The organism is Streptomyces sp. NPDC002787, from assembly GCF_053592095.1.
Window position 1 is genome coordinate 1 of sequence record NZ_JBSFVC010000029.1, and the last position, 16975, is coordinate 16975.

A 16975-nucleotide genomic window follows, 5' to 3' on the forward strand; every position below is an offset into this window, starting at 1 on the left:
AGCCGCGTTTAAGCGCACCACCTTACGCGTGTCTGAACGCGGGCGCCCCACCCGCCGGACCCCGGATTACCTCCGGAGGTCCTCCGGAGGACCTCCGGAGGACCTCCGGAGGAAATGGTCAGGAAAGCAGGTCCACCTTCACGTCCGCCGGAAATCCGGTGGTCGGGCCGACTCGCCGCGCGAACTCGGCGACGGCGGCCAGCTGGGGCCCGCCGAAGCGGAAGTCGAGGGTGGTGAAGTACCGCTCCAGGACCTGCTCGTCGAAGGCCTCCCAGCGGGCCGCCTGTTCGGCGACCTTGCCCACCTCGGCGAGGGACAGGTCGCGGGAGGCCAGGAACGCCTCGTGCACCTTGCGGGTGACCTCCGGCTCCCGCTCCAGGTACTCCCGCCGCGCCGCCCACACCGCGAAGACGAACGGCAGCCCCGTCCACGCCTTCCACAAGGCGCCCAGGTCGTGCACCTCCAGGCCGAAGTTCGGGCCGTCGAGCAGGTTGGCCCGCAGCGCCGCGTCGCCGATGAGCACCGCCGCCTCCGCCTCCTGCATCATCAGGGAGAGGTCGGGAGGGCAGGTGTAGTACGACGGCTGTACGCCGACGCTCTCGGCCAGCAGCAGCTGCGCGAGGCGTACGGAGGTGCGCGAGGTGGAGCCCAGCGCGACACGTGCGCCGTCCAGGCGGTCGAGTGGCACCTGGGAGACGATGACGCAGGACATCACCGGCCCGTCGCAGCCGACCGCGATGTCGGGAAAGGCGACCAGGTCGTCCGCGTTGCGCAGGAACTCCACGAGCGTGATGGGCCCGATGTCGAGGTCCCCGCGCACCAACTGCTCGCTGAGCTTCTCCGGGGTGTCCTTGGTCAGCTCGAAGTCGAGGAGCGTGCCCGTTCTCGCGAGCCCCCAGTAGAGGGGCAGGCAGTTCAGGAACTGGATGTGGCCGACGCGCGGCCGGTTGCGAGAATTGTCCACATCGCGAGGCTAGCCCTCATGGGGTACGGTGCGGGCTCCGGGGGCCGAGAGGGGCTCGCGAAACCGGATGTACACCCCGTGTCAACGCTCTCGACGGCGTGTCGCCAGTGAGGCGGATGGGGAAGTAGAGGCGATGCGTCAACCCGAGGGCTGAACGGCTCAAACATCCGGGTGACGTGATCTTGCCCTCTATTGCATTCCCCTGCTCGCGTGCTAGGCTCGCCGCAAGTTGCAGTTTGGTTTCCCTTGCAGTACAGAGCCTGCGGAGCATGTGACCGCGGGCTCTCGTCGTTTTCAGACGTATGCAGTTGTGCGGCATCTTGTTTTCACACTTGCAGGGTTCTGGAGCAGGGCAACCCTTTGGGCCCAAGGAGGGCTTATGGCTACCGGAACCGTGAAGTGGTTCAACGCCGAAAAGGGCTTTGGCTTCATCGCCCAGGAAGGTGGCGGCCCGGACGTCTTCGTCCACTACTCCGCCATCAACGCGAGCGGTTTCCGTTCGCTGGAGGAGAACCAGCAGGTCTCCTTCGACGTGACGCAGGGCCCGAAGGGTCCGCAGGCGGAGAACGTCACCCCCGTCTGATCCGTTCGTTCCGAGGGATGCCCCTCTGACGACGTCTGAGAGCACCACCCAAGGAGCCCCTCGCCACCCGGCGAAGGGGCTCCTGCCTTTTCCCCAGGGGAGCGGGAAGCCCCCTCCCATGACGCCGGGACTTCCGGCCACCTACACGTGCTGCATCACCAGCACGAAGCTCGTCCCCGGCGCCAGCGCCTCGTACGAGTGCGGTACGTCACCCCGGAACGCCATGTAGTCCCCGGGGCCGAGTTCGACCTCCTCGCCCCTCGGGCCCGCCTTCACCCGGCCCGTGCTCACGATGAGGTGCTCCACCGTCCCCGGAATGTGCGACTCCGACTCGCGAACCGAGCCCGGTTCGAGTTGGGTCCGGTAGATGTCGCGGCGCGCGCCCGGCGGGCTCGCGGACAGCAGGACCGCCGTGTAACTGGAGTGCTCCGAGTGGACGGTGGGCCCTTCCCCCGCCCGGACCACCTGCACCGCCGGGGCCGGCGGCTCGATCAGCGCGCTGAACGGCACGCCGAGCGCCACGCCCAGTGCCCACAGCGTCTCCATGCTCGGATTGCCGCCCGCCGCCTCCAGTTGGGACAGCGTGGACTTGGCGATCCCGGCACGTTTGGCCAGTTCGGAGAGGGAGAGCCCGGCGCGGGTGCGCTCCCGGCGGAGGGAGGCGGCGATCCAGTCGAGGGGGAGGCGGGACGGGGGCTTCGCCCCCTCAGAGTGTGCGTCGGACATTGTGTTGTTCGCTCCAGAAGTACGATCGTTCGCCTTGACGAACACGAGGGCTCTTGTTCATTGTAGAGAACATGCGTTCGCTGCTCCGAACACCACAGGTCCGCGACCCGGCGCTGCTCCGGGACATCTCCCTCGTCTGCCTCGCCGGGGGCGTCGTCGGCGTGTCGTTCGGCGCGATCTCCGTGGCGGGCGGGCTGCCCGTGTGGGTGCCGGTGGTGATGTCGCTGGTCGTGTACGCGGGGGCGGCACAGTTCAGCGCGGTCGGGATTCTGCTGGCCGGCGGCGGACCGTTCGCGGCGGCGGCCACGGGGCTGCTGCTCAACACCCGTACGGCGGCCTTCAGCCTCGCGGTCGCGGATGTGCTGGGGCCGGGGAGGCTCGCCCGGTTCGTGGGCGCGCACCTCGTCACCGACGAGACCGTGGCCTTCGCCCTGGCCCAGCGGGATCCCGTACGGCGCCGGGTCGCGTTCTGGGTCTCCGGGGTCGGTCTCTTCACGGTCTGGAACGTGTCCGTCCTGGCCGGGGCCCTCGCCGGCACCGCGCTCGGCGACACCGCCGCGTACGGCCTCGACGCCGCGTTCCCCGCCGTGCTCGCCGCCCTCGTCCTGCCCGCCCTGCGGGAGCAGCCGCCCGTACGGCGGGCCGCGCTGCTGGGAGCGGTGGTCGCGCTGGCGGCGACCCCGGTGACGCCGACGGGGGTCCCCGTGCTGCTCGCCCTGGCCGGGCTGGTGGTGTGGCGGACGACGAAGGACGCGGCGGGCGCGGCGGACGGGAGGGCGTCATGAGCGGTGGGGTCGTCGGCGCGATGGTCGTGCTCGCCGTGGGGACGTACGCGTTCCGGCTGACCGGGCCCGTACTGCACGGGCGGGTCGAGATCCCCGTACGGGTGCGGGAGTTGCTGTCGGGGGCCGCCGTGGTGCTGTTGGTGGCCCTGCTGGCGACGGGTGCTCTCACCGAGGGCGGCGGTTTCGCCGGTTGGGCGCGGCCGGTCGGGGTCCTGGTGGGCGGGGTGCTGGCCTGGCGGAGGGCACCGTTCGCGGTGGTGGTGCTGGGGGCGGCGGGGACCACGGCGGTGCTGCGGGCGGCGGGGGTCGGCTGAGCGTTCCGCTGGGGTGACCAGTCACGGCCTCAGTCCTCTGGTCTCAGGCGCCGCTCGCGACCAGTTCCTCCAGCACCCGCCGCACACGTATGCCCGAGCCCAGGTCCGGTTCGAGGCCCTTCCCCTTGAGGAGGGCCGTGAGGGAGGCCTGGACGACCTCGGCGCCCTCGGGGGAGACCCGCTTGGAGACTTCGAGCCACTCGAAGGGCCGGCTCCCGCCCAGACTCCAGTGCTCCAGCGTCACTTCGTGGTGGTCGAGGCGTACGCCGCGCCAGCGGACCGTGTGGACGGGGCCGAGGACGGCGAGCGAGCCGAAGCCGACGTCGATGTCGGCGCAGTCGGTGAGGAAGGCGTGCTGGTGGTCGGAGAAGACGAGGTCCAGCGGCTTGGTGCCGGCGGCGGCGGCCTCCACCGCCGTACGCCCGCACTCGGAGACGAGGGTGGCGGAGAGGACCCGGCGGTCGCCGGACCAGGCGCCCGCCAGGTGGAAGGAGTCCGGTCCCTGCTCACGGAAGCGCAGCCATCGTTCCGAGAGCCGGGACCGGCGACAGGGCCGCAATTCCGCGGTCACGGCCCCGCCCCGCCCGCTCCCCGCCCGTAGGCGCAGGATCAACCCCGCATCCAGAAGCGGCAGTTGACCTGGCGCCGTGGAGCGGGCGAGGGCCTCACAGAAGTAGACGCGGCGCCGGGCTCCCCCGGTGTCCGGCGCCAGCGCCCAAGTCGCGGCGGCCGCGCCCGCACCCGAGAACGTCACCTTGATCTCGACCGAGTCGAGCCGGTCGGATCCTGAGGCGAGATCCCCGCGTCCCACGGATGCCGGCATGAGCCGTCCCCCTAGTTCCGCGACCTGGTCCATTTCCCCTGATTCCTTCGGTGGTGCTGTTGGTGCGATCCCCCGTCGTTCTGTTCCGCGACACCATTGAAGGCCCGGGCAGGGCCCCCTCGCTTCCGGGAAGTCCCTACATCTCCCCTGACAACTCCCCCTGGGGGCATGATGGTCGGGCGGGGCCGGGCACGGCGGGCACCAGGGGGTGGCGCATTGTTACGGGGACTCGTCGGTCGGGAGCGGGAACGCCGGCTGATGGACGACCTGCTCGTGGCAGGTGGGGCGGGTGGGGCGGCCCTGCTGCTGTGGGGCGAACCCGGCATCGGGAAGACCGCCCTGCTCGACTACGCGGCGGAGCGCGCGGCGGCCGGGACCTCCGGCGCGGCCCCTGCCACGGTCCTGCGGGCCCGGGGCATCGAGACCGAGACCGTACTTCCCTTCGCCACCCTCGGCGACCTACTGATGCCCCATTCGTCCCTTTTCAGGGAACTCCCCGGAGCCCAGCGCTCGGCCCTGGAGTCCTGTCTGGCCCTGAGCGGCGACCCGGCGGACCCGCCGGGCAATCCGTACGCCGCCTGCATGGGCGCCCTCAATGTCCTCGCAGCACTCGGCGACGAGCGCCCGGTCGTCGTCCTCGTCGACGACCTGCACTGGGTGGACCCCTCCTCCCAGCGCGTCCTTCTCTTCGTCGCCCGCCGCCTGTCGAGCGAACGCGTCGCCCTGGCCCTCGGTTCCCGCGAGGACCACGGCGAGTCGGGGCCGCGCCGCAGCATCCCGGCCGTGCAGGTGGGCGGGTTGGCGGCGGAGGAGTGTGCCACGCTGCTGGACGGCCGCGTGACACCGAACGTCCTCGCCGATCTCGTACGGATCAGCGGTGGCAATCCGCTCGCCCTCCGGGAGATCGCGAGCGGGCTGACGGAGGAACAGGCGCGCGGGGAGCAGCCGTTGCTGGACCCGCCGTCCCTCGGCAGCCATCTGGAGCGGGCCTGGGCGGCTCGGATCGACGGGCTGCCGGATACGGCGCGCCGCGCGCTGGTGGTCCTGGCGGCCAGTCGTTCGACGGCGGCGGGTCCGCTGCGGAAGGCCCTTGAGGTGGCCGGCCTCTCCCTCGACGCCCTCTCCCCCGCCGAGGAGGACGGTCTGATCACGGCCACGGCGGACGGGCTGGACTTCCACCATCCGGTGCTGCGCGCGCTGGTGCTGGGCCGCGCGCCCCTCGCGCACCGGTACGCCGCGTTCCAGGCGCTGGCCGAGGTGAGTACGGGCCCGCTGCACGCCTGGTACCGGGCGTCGGCGACGCCCGGCCCCGACGAGGAGGCCGCGGCGGCGCTCGCATCGGCCGCGCTGGAGGCCCGCCGCCGCAGCGCCTTCGGCGAGTCGGCGCTCGCCTGGCGCCGCGCCGCCGAACTCACCCCGGACCCGGCCCCGCGCGCCGACCGCCTCCACCACGCCGCCTCCGACGCCCTGCTCAGCGGCTCCCCGGCGGGCCCGCAGTGGTGCGAGGAGGCTCTGCGCATCACCCCCGACCCGGCCGTGCGCGCCGCCATCCAGGGGCTCCTGGGCCGTATGCACACCTGGAAGGGCGAGACGGCCCAGGCGTACGGCCTGCTCATGAACGCCGCCGACGCCGTACGCGACACCGACCGCACCCGGGCCTGTCTCCTCCTGGCGGAGGCGACGGCCGCCGCCCGCCTCGACGGTCATGTCCCGGCGGCCGTCCGCGTCGCCGAGGAGTCCCTCGCGCTCGCCTCCGAGTCCGGCCCCGAGCGCTGGTACAGCCTGTCGATGCTGGGCGGCGCCCTGATCATGTCCGGCCGTACGGCGCGGGGCCGCGAGATGCTGGAGGCCGCCGACCGCCACGGTGGCGGCGACCCCGTGCGTGACCAGCAGGTGTACGCGATCGCCGGGCAGGCGTGGAGCCGGGCGGAGGAGTTCGTGCGCGGGCGCCGGCTGCTCAACACGGCCGTGGAGTCGGCCCGTCGGCACAGCGCGGTGGGCGTGCTGGGCTTCACCCTCGCCGTGCGGGGCGAGTTGGAGACGCGCATCGGCCAATGGGCCTCCGCGCGCGGCGACTTGACGGAGTCTCTGCGCTGGGCGGAGGAGCTGGGCCAGCTGACGTGCGTCAGTTACACGCTGTACTGCCTGGCCCGCCTCGAAGCCCTGCGGGGCAACCGTGTCGAGTGCGAGGAGCATGTGGCGCGGGCGCGGCGGGAGTGCGGGGCGTACGGGATCGGCTGCCAGGAGTTCCACATGACGGCCGTCCTGGGGCTGTCGGCCCTCGCCCACGGGGACTACGACGCCGCCGCCGACCAGCTGGAGCAAACGTTGTCACTGGCGGTGGAGCAGGGCATCGGGAACCCGGAGGTGGTCCCCTTCGCGGCGGACCTGGCCGAGGCCCACGTCCGGGCGGGGAACGCGGCGCGGGCCGCCGAGGTGGTGTCCTGGCTGGAGGAACGGGCGCGGGAGACGGGCCTCGCCTCGGCGGAGGCGACGGCGGCCCGGGTCCGGGGGCTACTGGCGGAGACGCCGGAGGAGGCGGAGGCGTACTTCGGGGCCGCGCTCAAGGCCCACCAGCGGACGACGGGCCCCTTCGACTGGGCCCGGACCCTGCTCTGCTCGGCGGAGGTCCTACGGCGCTACCGGCGCCCGGGGGCTGCCCGCGCGCCCCTGTCCTCTGCCCTGGCCTGCTTCGAACGCCTGGGCGCGGTGCCGTGGGCGCGGCGCGCGGCGAGTGAACTCGCGGCGGCGGGCGGGATGTCGAACACGGCCGCCCAGCCCGCGGCCGGCGCCATGGGCGGGGCCCTCGACCAGCTGACCCCCCAGGAGTTCCAGGTGTCGCGCGCCATCGCCCGCGGCCTCAACAACACGGAGGCGGCGGCATCACTGTTCGTCTCCCGGAAGACGGTGGAGGCCCACCTCACCCGCATCTACCGAAAGCTGCACGTCCGCTCACGAACGGACCTGACACGGTTGTTGACGGCGGCGGACCTGGTGGACTGAGATTGAGTACGGGTACTCATGTGGGCGGTCCGCGGCGGCGGCATGGTGCAGGTATGAGACCGAAATCCCTTCCGAAGTCCTTGTTGGTGACCGCGCTCTGCGGCATCGTCCTGGCCGGTTTCGGCGCGCGGAGCGTCGCGGCGAGCGACGACGCGGAGACACGGTTCCTCGTGATGACGGACCTCTTCTGGCAGAGCTGCGCCCCGGACATCGACGGCAACGCGGACTTGGCGGCGCCTGCCGTCGGCGGGACCGGGCAGGTCGATCCGGTGCCGGTGGATCCCTACGATCCGGTGCCGTTGGGCGCCACCGAGCAGTGCGTCGCCGAGCGGCACGCACGACGCGTCAGCAACGCGTTCCAGGGCACGGACCTCACCGGCTACGAGGCGATGCAGGAGAAGCTGACGAGCCTGCGGTACCCGGCTGCGCGGATCCACCGTATGCCGGACCACCTGGGGGAGCCCCGGGCCCGGCTCGACCTGCGCGTGGGGAGCGACCACATAGCCCTGCAGGTCACCGGCACATCCTTCGGGGTGATGGTCGAGGTGTTCGGCGCGTCGGAGGGCGTGAGCGTGACCGACGTGCTGCTGCAGCCGCAGCTCGACGAGCCCACGTCCTGACGTCCTCATGGGCCGGTACTCAACTCGGCCCACACGGTCTTGCCCAGGTCGCGGTCCTCGACGCCCCACTTGTCGGCGAGGGCCGCGACGATCAGCAGCCCCCGCCCGGACTCGGCCTCGGGCTCCGACCGTCGTGTTTTCGGCCGCCGCGTGCGTGCGCCGATCGTTGCCGCCCCTCCCGTGGGCCGGAAGCGGGCGGCCCGGTCGTCCTCGTCTCGGCGGAACTACCCGTGGAGGGTGGCGCACTCGTGGACGACGATGTCGCCCTTGTCGGTGCTCGTCACCAGGAGTGTCGTGCCGTCCGGCTGGGTGAGGGCGCTCACCACGGTGCTCCGGAGCGAGATGTCGATCGGCTCGCCGCTGGCCGCGTCCCACGCTCGCACGTTCTCGTCGTCCCCCGCCGCGAACAGAACCGGTGTCCCGTCCACCCTTGCCGACGCGAGCGCATAGGTCTGCGTGCCGGTCTCGATCGCCGGGCCGACCTCCGAACCGGTCACCGCGTTCCACCGCTGGAGGAGACCCTCTTGATCGCTGGAGACGAACAGGGGCTCCCCGGCGGTCGGCAGCGGCGCGATGATACGGACCGGGTCCGAATGCCCCACGATCGGCTCGCCGAGTCGGTCTCCGGTGACCGGATCCCATCGCCAGACCCGGCCCGACTCGTCGCCCGACACGAGCACACCGCCCGAGCCGTCCGGGGACGGCACGAATCCCACGGCCATCATCGGACCCCGGCCGCCCGAGGAACCAAGGGGCTCCCCGGTGGCCCCGTCCCAGCGGTACACCTCACCGTCGTGTCCGGCGCCGAAGAGGGCGGGACGACCGTCCGGCAGCGTTCCGGCGCTCAGGGCCCAGACGGTCGAGTCCTCCCAGGCCATCTCCGAGCGGTAAGCCCCCGTCAGGGCGTCCCACCACTCGATGCCGTCCTCCGTGGCCGCAGCGAGCAGTGGGCCCCCACCGGGAAGCCGTACCAACGCCAGGTCATTGCAACCGGACATGCCCTCGTCGTAGCACCAGACCTGCTTACCGGCGCTCATGTCCCAACGGCTGATCTCCGATCCGTCGGGCACCGACGAGAAGAGGAGGGGGATACCGTCCGGTCCGGCTCCGAGCACGGCCGTCACGGGGTGCCCGAATCCGGAGGGGAACCTGGTGTGTTCCTGGACCGCCAACTGCCGCATGGAATTCCTTTCAACGCCTTGATCCGCCGGACCTGATCGTCCAGGACCATTGTGCGGGCAGGAGCCCCTTGAACATGGCCCGGGTGACGACCGACATGGCGCTGCCCTTGCCGACGGTCTGCCGGACACTCTTGAGATACGCGCTGTCGACCGTCCGCCCGAAGATCCGCCCGTTCGTTCCCTTGAACTTCGTCGTTTCCTTCACGCCGAGGAACTTCGAGTAGGCCCTTGAGCATTCAGCGCTGCATATCCTGCTGGTGACGTAGGCATTCTGAACTTTGACAATTTTCCCGCCCAGGTCCTCCTTCTGGAATTTGACGTCAGACCTGTATCGTGCGGCGACCTCCTCGGCGTGCATCTTTCCGTGTGCCCCAGTCTCGCCAGGTTTGGGCTTCACCACGGCCACGCCCATGCGGTCGAGTTCCTTCTCCAGCTCCTTCTTGATCCCCTCGCTCGCGAACGCGATGAAACGTGGGCTCGTCCCCTTGCCCTTGCCCTCGTCCACGTCGACCTGTGTGATCACGAGCGTGAAATTGCCATTGCTCCTGCCGTTGGTCCGTGCGGCTTCCTTCTCCCGGAACTCGTTGACGTACCACATGTAGCTCTGGAAGGCGTTGACCGCGAATCCGACGGGAAGGACTTCACTCGCCTTCACACCGGTACTGATCAGTTCCGCGTTTTCCCAGGCCGGGCCGGTGTAGCCGTCGTCCACGCTGCCCGTGTCCACCAGTGCCGACTTGCCCCCTGGGGGCTGCGGCACGTCGTCGATCGGTGTCACCACGGGGTTGCCGTCGGAGTCCATGGGGAACAGCCCGCTGGGGTCGCTGTAGGCGATCGGGTTGTTGACCGAGTACGAGTAGGCGTTGAGGTTCTGCGGTGAGTACGGCGCGGCCAGCGGGTCCGGGCTGAGGAATCTGCCGAGGGTCGCGTCGTACATGCGGGGGCCCAGGACGGACAGACCCGTGGTGTCGTCCTCCGGCTTGCCGAGGAAGCCCCGGTCGGTGCCGGCCGGCAGATCGGTGCCGCCGTTCTGGGCGCCGAAGGGAAGGTAGCGGCGGCGCTGTGCGGTGCCCGTGGCGGCGTCGACGGTGAGCTGGGCGGATGCCTGGTCGTCGGACATGAGCCACGTCAGCTTGCTGGTGCTCTGGTCCACGGCGGTGCGTACGGCGACGGTGGAGGTGGCGTCGCTGTAGTAGCGCGTGGCCTTGGGAGCGGCGCCGGTTGCCTTGTGGATCTCCTGGTCGAAGAGGTACAGCACGTTCTCGGTCGCCGACTTCCGCAGGAGCAGACCGCCGCCGGCGTCATAGACGTAGCCGGTGGTGACGGCCCCGCTCGCCGCAGTGACCTGGTGCAGCTCGTTCCAGGTGAGGTCGGTCGTCACACCCTCGACGGTGCGGCTCTTCAGCCGACCGGCGTCGTCATAGAGGTAACTGTCCGTTCCTGTGGGTGTCTTGACAGTGGCGACGGCGTGCGGGTGCGCGGCGCCGGCGGTGTACGTCGACTGGTCGGCCGAGTAGCCGGGGTAGACGTAGTCGCGGACGCTGCTGCCGGCGGCCGTGGTGCTGGTGACCTTCTGCAGGTTGCCGATGCCGTCGTAGGTGTAGTCGAGTTGGTAGGGGTCCTGTCCGGTCGCGAGGTCGGGTTCGAAGGGTCCGGCACACCCTGTCGTCGCGGCCGAGGTCCAGGCCCGGGTGAGGCGGTTCAACTCGTCATAGGTGTAGCACTGGTGCTGGCCGGTGATCCGGTCGGTCAGGGCCGTGGGCTGGCCGGCGTTGTCGCGGAGGTAGTCGTCGTTCTGGACGGTGCCCTTGGTGCTGGTGGTCGAGGTGATGTTCGTCAGCCAGCCGGTGCCGTTGGTGTCGTCGTAGGTGTACGAGCGACGGGCCGTCGTGCCGGTCGTGGCCGTGGTGCCGTATGTACGGTCCGTCAGGCGTCCCACGGCGTCGAATCCGGTGGAGTCGACGTACACCGTGTTGTTGAGGTCGCTGGTGACCCGCTCCGGGTTGCCGAACGCGTCGTAGCTGGTGGAGACGGTCTCCTCCGGCAGTCCGCCGACGGCCGGGTAGGTCACACTCGTCTCGTTGCCCGCCGCGTCGAAGGTGTAGTCGGCCTTGTAGGTCCCCTCCAGGCCGGAGCCGTCGGCGGGAACGGTGACCTGGACTTCGGTGATCTGGCCGTCGGCGTCGTAGTTGTTGATCGCGCTCGTGTAGGCGTGGCCCCCGGCGTACGAGGTGGACGTGGCCAGCTCGCCGATGCCGCCCGGGGCCGTGTCGTAGGTGTTCCGGGTCAGTACCGTCGACCCGTTCCGCACGGTCAGCAGCCGGTTGAGGGCGTCGTAGGTGCGGGTGAGGACGGTGCCGTTGCCGTCCTTGACGGTCTCGATGTTGCCGTTGGCGTCGTACGTGGTGGCGCCGATGCCGTTCGGGTCGCTGTTGGCGTCCTTGCCGCCGGTGCGCTCGCCGAGCCAGTTGTAGGTGTAGGTGGTGAGGTTGCCCTTGGAGTCGGTGATCTTCGACAGCAGGCCGCTGCGGGTGTACTCGTAGGACGTCGTGTACGTCGAGGGACCGAACTCGACGACCTTGCGGACCTCGCCGAACACATTGATGTAGGTGTTCGTGCGCTCGCCGACAGCGGGCATCGTGGTCGTGTAGTCGCCGTGGAAGTTGGCGCGCGTCTGGCCCTGCGTCTGGGCCTTGCCCTTCACCAGGATCCGGGACTCGGTAGTGCGGCCGGCGTGATCGATGAGCAGATCGGTGTAGGACGGCAGGTCCGCCACAGTCGGCATGACCATGCCCGAGCCGGCGGTGCCCGAGTTGTAGAAGTCGGCGCTGGTGCCGGTGACGTTGCCGGAGGTGTCGTAGCGGGTGGAGACCACGGTCCGACCGGTACCGGTGGGTGACGGCGTCTGCGCCTCCCGCGTACGGCCGAGGCCGTCGAGGTACACGTGGCCCGTGAGGACCTTGCCGGTGGACTGCAGCGTCTTCGTGGTGACCTTCGGCGGTGTCGTGGAGACCAGGTCGGGGACGCCCTCGCTGTTGTCGGAGGTCGTGACGGTGTAGTCGTACTGCAGCGAGGGCGTGCCATCGGGATAGGCGGCGATCTGCGAGGGCTTGAACACCTTCGAGAGGCGGCCCACCGAGTCCAGCACCATACGTGTGGTCTGGTTGTTGGCGTCCTGGATGCGGTACGGGGCTCCCCACAGGCGGGAGTACCAGGTCGTGGTGGTCTGTGCCGCGGCCGGTCCGGTGGTGCCGTCCGGGTCGGGGGTGGTCACCTTGACGCCGTTCACCGGCCAGGACGTCGACGGCTGGTACGTCGTCGTCAGCGTGTTCTGCTTGCCGTCGGTCACCGTGAGGGGCCGGCCGGCCTGGTCGAACTTCGTGACCGTCTGGCGGTAGTGCGTGGCGTCCGTGTAGGCCCGCGTTGTCGTCGGCAGGCCGTCGGCCGGCTTGTTGGTGTCGACGGAGGTCGCGCCGTCGTACAGGGTCACCGTGTAGGCGTCCTGGTTGGTCGACGCGCGGTCCGCGCAGTCTGCGGCGTAGTGGCGGGTCTCGTCCGGCAGGACCATCCAGCGCTGGACCGACGAGTCGGGGAAGTAGTCGGTGTTGTAAGCGCGGCCGTAGGTGGTGCAGCGGTTGTCGCCGGTTGCTGACAGACCCCAGTCGTTGGTGCGCAGGGGCAGGCCGTACTTGGTGCTGGCCGCCTCGGCGTTGTCGTACTCGTCGTTGACGATGTGCTCGCGCCAGCCGGTCGACGTCTTCTCGTGCGTCGTGGTCTTCGACGGGCGGACGAAGCGTGCGTCGGGCAGACCCTCGTACTGGGCGGTGTTGTGCACCCAGTACTCCTGCCAGACCCGCGTGTGGGACTGACCGGAGCCGTCGCGGTTGCTGGTCTCCAGGACCTTGCCGTTCAGCCAGGCCGAGTCCGTGACCGCCGGCCGGCCGCTGTCGCCGTCGTCCACCGTGACACTGCGCGTGGCCGAGGGGTCGGTCTTGGAGGTGCGGTCACCGTCCATGCCGCGGTACAGCCAGTAGTACGTGGAGGCCGCGTTGGACTTCGTGCCGGTGTGGACCTCGACCTGCTGGTAGCCGCGCCACTCGGTCCAGGACTCGTCCTCGTCCTTGGTCAGCGGGTCGTTGGGGAACGCCCAGGCCGGCTTGCCCACATAGTCGTACGTGGTGGTCATCGTCGGTGCGCCGTCGTTGCCCTCGCCCGCGCCGGGGCCCGGGTCGACGCTCACCTTGGCGACGACGTACTTCTTGAACCAGCCCGACCGCTTCTCCGTCGCCCCTTCGGGCAGCCATTCCTGCTTGAAGCACGCCTGCGTGTTGTTCGACTCCGTCGGCGGGTTGTCGATGTCGCAGGTGTCCTGGTCGTCGTAGTCGCGGTAGGTGACGTTGACGAACGAGCCGAGGTCACCGTGGATCTGGGTGACGCGGCGGAAGTTGAGGACCCCGCCGCCGAGTTGGTTGTCCCGCCACTCACCGTTGATATTGATGGTGGGCAGGGTGATGTCGTCGCCGTCGCCGTAGCCCTTGCGCTGCACATAGTCCAGCCAGAGGGTGTTGTCGACGGTGCCCTCGGGGTTGGGCAGGCCGTACTTCATCTGGTACTGCATCGCCGGGTCCCACGGCGAGGAGTTGTCGTCCCGGACGAAGGTCTTGACGTCCCACAGCATCTTTGTGGCGAAGAAGGTCGGCGAGTACGTCTCACCGTTGATCGTCTTGCAGCCGTTGTCGGCGTTGGTGCCGTCGCACATCAGGTCCATGGGGACGTCCGGGTACGAGTCCGGGTTGGACGAGATCGCCGGACAGGCCGCCGGTTCGCTGGACAGCGGGTCCTTGTCCGCCATCCGCTCCACACAACGGCCGACGTAACGCAGGTCGACCTTGGCGGGCAGCTGGGCGCCGGAGATCTGGGAGGCCCAGCCGTACTCGATGCGCACCGGGTAGGCGGCGGAGTCGTACGAGCGTGCCTGGTCGGTGAGGAGAACGGAGCGGTAGTGGTTCTGCTCCTTGTCGTAGAAGTAGGCGGTCTCGACCTCGCTCGGGTCGACGACGCGGTCCAGGCCCCAGCGGTACGCCTGCTTGGTGACTCCTATGCCGCCGTCGTAGCCGGGCTCGCCCGCGTCGTTGCCGAAGACGGGGACGGTGAGCACGGAGGAGGTGGCGTCGCCGGTGCGCTCGGCGCGGCCCCAGCCGAAGTAGTAGCGCATGCCGTCCTGGGTCGAGATGACCCAGTACTCGTCGTCAGCGCCATGACCGCCCGTCAGGTGCTGGACGCGCCAGCCCGGGTCGTCCTGGACGTGGTACGAACCGGTGCCGTTGCCGTCCTGGACCAGAGGGGAGCTGACGCCGTTGAAGTTGATGACGTACATGGCGCCGTCGGGCTCGTTGTCCGAGTTCGGCGAGTCCCAGCACAGGTCGCCGACCCAGCCGGAGCCGGTGCCGTCGTCCTGGCAGCCGCGGTAGCGGCGCTCGATGAAGCCGACACCGCCCAGCTCCCAGCCCAGGCCGGCCCATCCGGCCTGGGTGTTCTCGGCGGAGGTCAGGCTGTCGACCGACTGCGAGTTGTACGACAGCGACAACGACGGCGCGTTCCCCATGGGCGGCTTCGGTGCCTGCATCGGCAGGTCGTAGGTGAACGCTCCGGAGCCGATCGAGACGTTCCACGAGCCGGACGGCTTCAGCGAGGAGGCCCGGTAGTCACCGGCCTCGGACGACGAGCCGGAGGTCAGGGCGTACACGGTCGCCGAGGAGGCGGTGGTCGCCAGGGTCGAGCGGGACAGGTCCGAGCCCGCGGTGTCGAGGGCGAAACGCTCGGCCGTCGGGTCGCCGTCGGCCTGCACGGTGGCGGTGATCGTGCCCTTGGCCACGTTGTTGGAGACGGGCACCGGCATCGCCTTGCCCAGCGAGCAGCCCTTGGCCTTCGGGGTGGTCAGCGCGCACGCGGGCAGGGACACCAGCCGCAGCCGGGAGGCGAAGTTGCCGCCATAGGCGTACTTGAAGCCGGAGTAGTCGAACGTGACCTGAACCGGGCCGGCGGTGGCCGTGCCGTCCCGCCGGGTGACCTCCACGCCGAGGCCGATGCCGCCCACCGGCGACAGTCGCTTGTGGTCCAGCACCTTCACGTCCACCTTGGCGGGGACGGTTGTCTTCGAGGACTGCGCGCGGAACTTCGCGGTCGCCGGGGCGGGGCCCACGGAGACCGCCGCCTTGTTCGTGTCCTTCGCATCGTCGGGGGCGACCGGGACCCGCTTGCCGTTCTTCAGACCGGCCAGCGACACCCGCGCCTGGGCCGCCTTGGGCCAGACGGTGCGGGCCGGCTTGGTCGGGGTGGCCTCCGCGCGGTCGCGAGGCACGGCTCCGGCGGGCTGGGCCGGGACATTCACGGGCTGCTTGCGGGAGGCCTTCGAGGCCTCCGCGGCGGACGCCGCGCTCTCCATCGTCGGCGCCACGAGAAGCGATGCGGTCAAAGCCGCCGCCAGGCCCCACGAACCCCGTCTGCCACGTCTGCGCGTCAGTCGCACGGACCATCCCCCACCCAGCCGGGCCGGGAGACCCCGGCACGTCAACGAACAGGACCTGTCGCCAGGGCGAACGCGGCATTCGCTCCAGGCAATGTGATCAGGCCATCGATGGACGCTAAATGGTCACTCATCAACCGAGGTAGCCCCACATAATCGGATGATCTACACGAACCCTTATTTCACAGCCTCTTTACGGATGTGACTTGCATCACTACTGACAAGCAAATCGCGATCCAGCTTCTGACCTGCGAAGACAGGTCTGGTGCAGCCGACGCCGAGATGGTTGAATCCAGCGGCTGTTTGCACACAACGAGGGGGAGGCTTCCAGCGAATGAACGCCGACATGGGCAGACCGAACCGACGGCGGATACTCAAGCGCGCCGCGGGCCTCACCGGCGCGGCACTGCTGGGTTCCGCCGTCCTCTCCAGCGCCGGTACCGCCGCCGCGGCCGTGGCCACGTCCAAGCGCTTCGACCTCACCGACCCCTCCGACGAGTGGTTCCGCGAGATCCTGTTGCAGGAGACCCGGATCCTGCAGTCCTTCTCCTTCGACAACACCAACAAGCACCTGTACACGGCCCAGTTGGTAGATGCCGGACGCCAACTCCCGGGTGAGACCCGGGTGTACACGGGCACTGAACGCGGCACCAACGGTGACCTGTGCATCACTCGGCTCGACTGGCGGGGCTACATCATCGGCCGCATGTACCTGAAGGGCTTTGGCCACGGCGTCTCCATCGCCACCGAGCCCTCCGGGAACAGCGCCTACCTGTGGACGGAGACCGCCTCGGTGCCGGACAGCGCGAACGTCGGCTACGGAACCAAGATCGCCCGCTTCAAGTTCGCCAACGGAACCGTCCTCACACCGGACTCCCACCGTGTCACCACGCTCGACCCCGTGCCCGGTTCGGACCACAACACCATCGCCGTCGACCCCGTCAACAGCCGCCTGGCGGTCCGTCACCGCATCAGCGGAACCTGGAAGATCAACCTCTACGACCTGGCGACGTTCAAGACCGGCACCTTCACCCCGCTGGCCTCCATCACCCAGCCGCCCGTGCTCACCGGGCCCACGTTCCAGGGCTACACGACGCTCGGCCAGTACCTCTACACGCTGGACGGCACCGCCTACACCTACGACTCCGCCGGCAACCGGACCAGCGACAGCAACACCTATGTCACCTCCATCGACTGGAACACCGGATCGGTGGTCCAGCGCAGCCTCAGCAAGGCGGGCGAGAGTCTCTTCTACCGGGAGCCGGAAGGATTGGCCATCCAGATCCCCGACACCTCGAACCCCACCGCGGCCCGCCTCCACATCGGCTTCGGCTCCGAGAAATCCCTGCAGGAGACGGACAAGAAGGCCAGCTTCTACTACAAGGATCTCCTGGTCTGACGCAGTGACCGGGCTCCCGCTCCGCGTACGCCAGATCGCCCAGGGCGGGGT

11 protein-coding genes are annotated in these 16975 nt (G+C 69.7%); 6 read left to right on the forward strand and 5 right to left on the reverse strand.

Features of this window, described 5'->3' with window-relative positions; translation table 11 throughout:
- Positions 1-118 precede the first annotated feature (118 nt).
- Positions 119-964 (reverse strand): menaquinone biosynthetic enzyme MqnA/MqnD family protein, encoded by an 846-nt coding sequence (locus ACWD26_RS33560; RefSeq protein ID WP_451275736.1) that lies wholly within the window; start codon positions 962-964, stop codon positions 119-121.
- 379 nt (positions 965-1343) lie between these two features.
- On the opposite strand from ACWD26_RS33560, the gene ACWD26_RS33565 reads away from it, so the two are divergent.
- Positions 1344-1547 carry a cold-shock protein gene (locus tag ACWD26_RS33565; protein WP_003992177.1) on the forward strand — a complete coding sequence of 68 codons (204 nt, stop codon included), beginning with the start codon at positions 1344-1346 and terminating at the stop codon, positions 1545-1547.
- A gap of 141 nt (positions 1548-1688) precedes the next feature.
- On the opposite strand, the gene ACWD26_RS33570 is transcribed toward ACWD26_RS33565, so the two are convergent.
- Positions 1689-2273 (reverse strand): helix-turn-helix domain-containing protein, encoded by a 585-nt coding sequence (locus tag ACWD26_RS33570; protein ID WP_451275737.1) that lies wholly within the window; start codon positions 2271-2273, stop codon positions 1689-1691.
- Between the two features lie 71 nt (positions 2274-2344).
- On the opposite strand from ACWD26_RS33570, the gene ACWD26_RS33575 reads away from it, so the two are divergent.
- A complete protein-coding gene (locus ACWD26_RS33575) occupies positions 2345-3058 on the forward strand; it encodes an AzlC family ABC transporter permease (RefSeq protein WP_451275738.1) in 714 nt (237 codons plus the stop codon).
- Positions 3055-3372 (forward strand): AzlD domain-containing protein, encoded by a 318-nt coding sequence (locus ACWD26_RS33580; protein WP_451275739.1) that lies wholly within the window; start codon positions 3055-3057, stop codon positions 3370-3372. Before ACWD26_RS33575 ends, ACWD26_RS33580 begins: the two co-directional genes overlap by 4 nt.
- A gap of 43 nt (positions 3373-3415) precedes the next feature.
- Here ACWD26_RS33580 and ACWD26_RS33585 read toward each other — a convergent pair whose 3' ends face one another.
- Positions 3416-4195 (reverse strand): hypothetical protein, encoded by a 780-nt coding sequence (locus tag ACWD26_RS33585; protein ID WP_451275740.1) that lies wholly within the window; start codon positions 4193-4195, stop codon positions 3416-3418.
- A 171-nt stretch (positions 4196-4366) separates the two neighbouring features.
- Here ACWD26_RS33585 and ACWD26_RS33590 point away from each other — a divergent pair, with 171 nt between their 5' ends.
- The gene (locus ACWD26_RS33590) at positions 4367-7198 is read left to right on the forward strand and encodes an AAA family ATPase (RefSeq protein ID WP_451275876.1); all 2832 of its coding nucleotides are present in this window, start codon (positions 4367-4369) and stop codon (positions 7196-7198) included.
- 53 nt (positions 7199-7251) lie between these two features.
- The gene (locus tag ACWD26_RS33595) at positions 7252-7818 is read left to right on the forward strand and encodes a hypothetical protein (RefSeq protein WP_451275741.1); all 567 of its coding nucleotides are present in this window, start codon (positions 7252-7254) and stop codon (positions 7816-7818) included.
- Between the two features lie 224 nt (positions 7819-8042).
- Here the strand turns inward: ACWD26_RS33595 and ACWD26_RS33600 are convergent, their stop codons facing one another.
- Together ACWD26_RS33600 and ACWD26_RS33605 are read right to left on the reverse strand one after the other, a co-directional pair.
- Positions 8043-8999, reverse strand: coding sequence for a WD40 repeat domain-containing protein (locus tag ACWD26_RS33600; RefSeq protein WP_451275742.1), 957 nt, complete (start codon positions 8997-8999; stop codon positions 8043-8045).
- A 10-nt stretch (positions 9000-9009) separates the two neighbouring features.
- Entirely contained in the window at positions 9010-15474 is a 6465-nt protein-coding gene (locus ACWD26_RS33605; protein ID WP_451275743.1) for an RHS repeat-associated core domain-containing protein, read from the reverse strand.
- A 397-nt stretch (positions 15475-15871) separates the two neighbouring features.
- Here ACWD26_RS33605 and ACWD26_RS33610 point away from each other — a divergent pair, with 397 nt between their 5' ends.
- On the forward strand, positions 15872-16924 hold the full coding sequence (locus ACWD26_RS33610; RefSeq protein ID WP_451275744.1) for a phage baseplate protein: 1053 nt from the start codon (positions 15872-15874) through the stop codon (positions 16922-16924).
- Positions 16925-16975 lie beyond the last annotated feature (51 nt).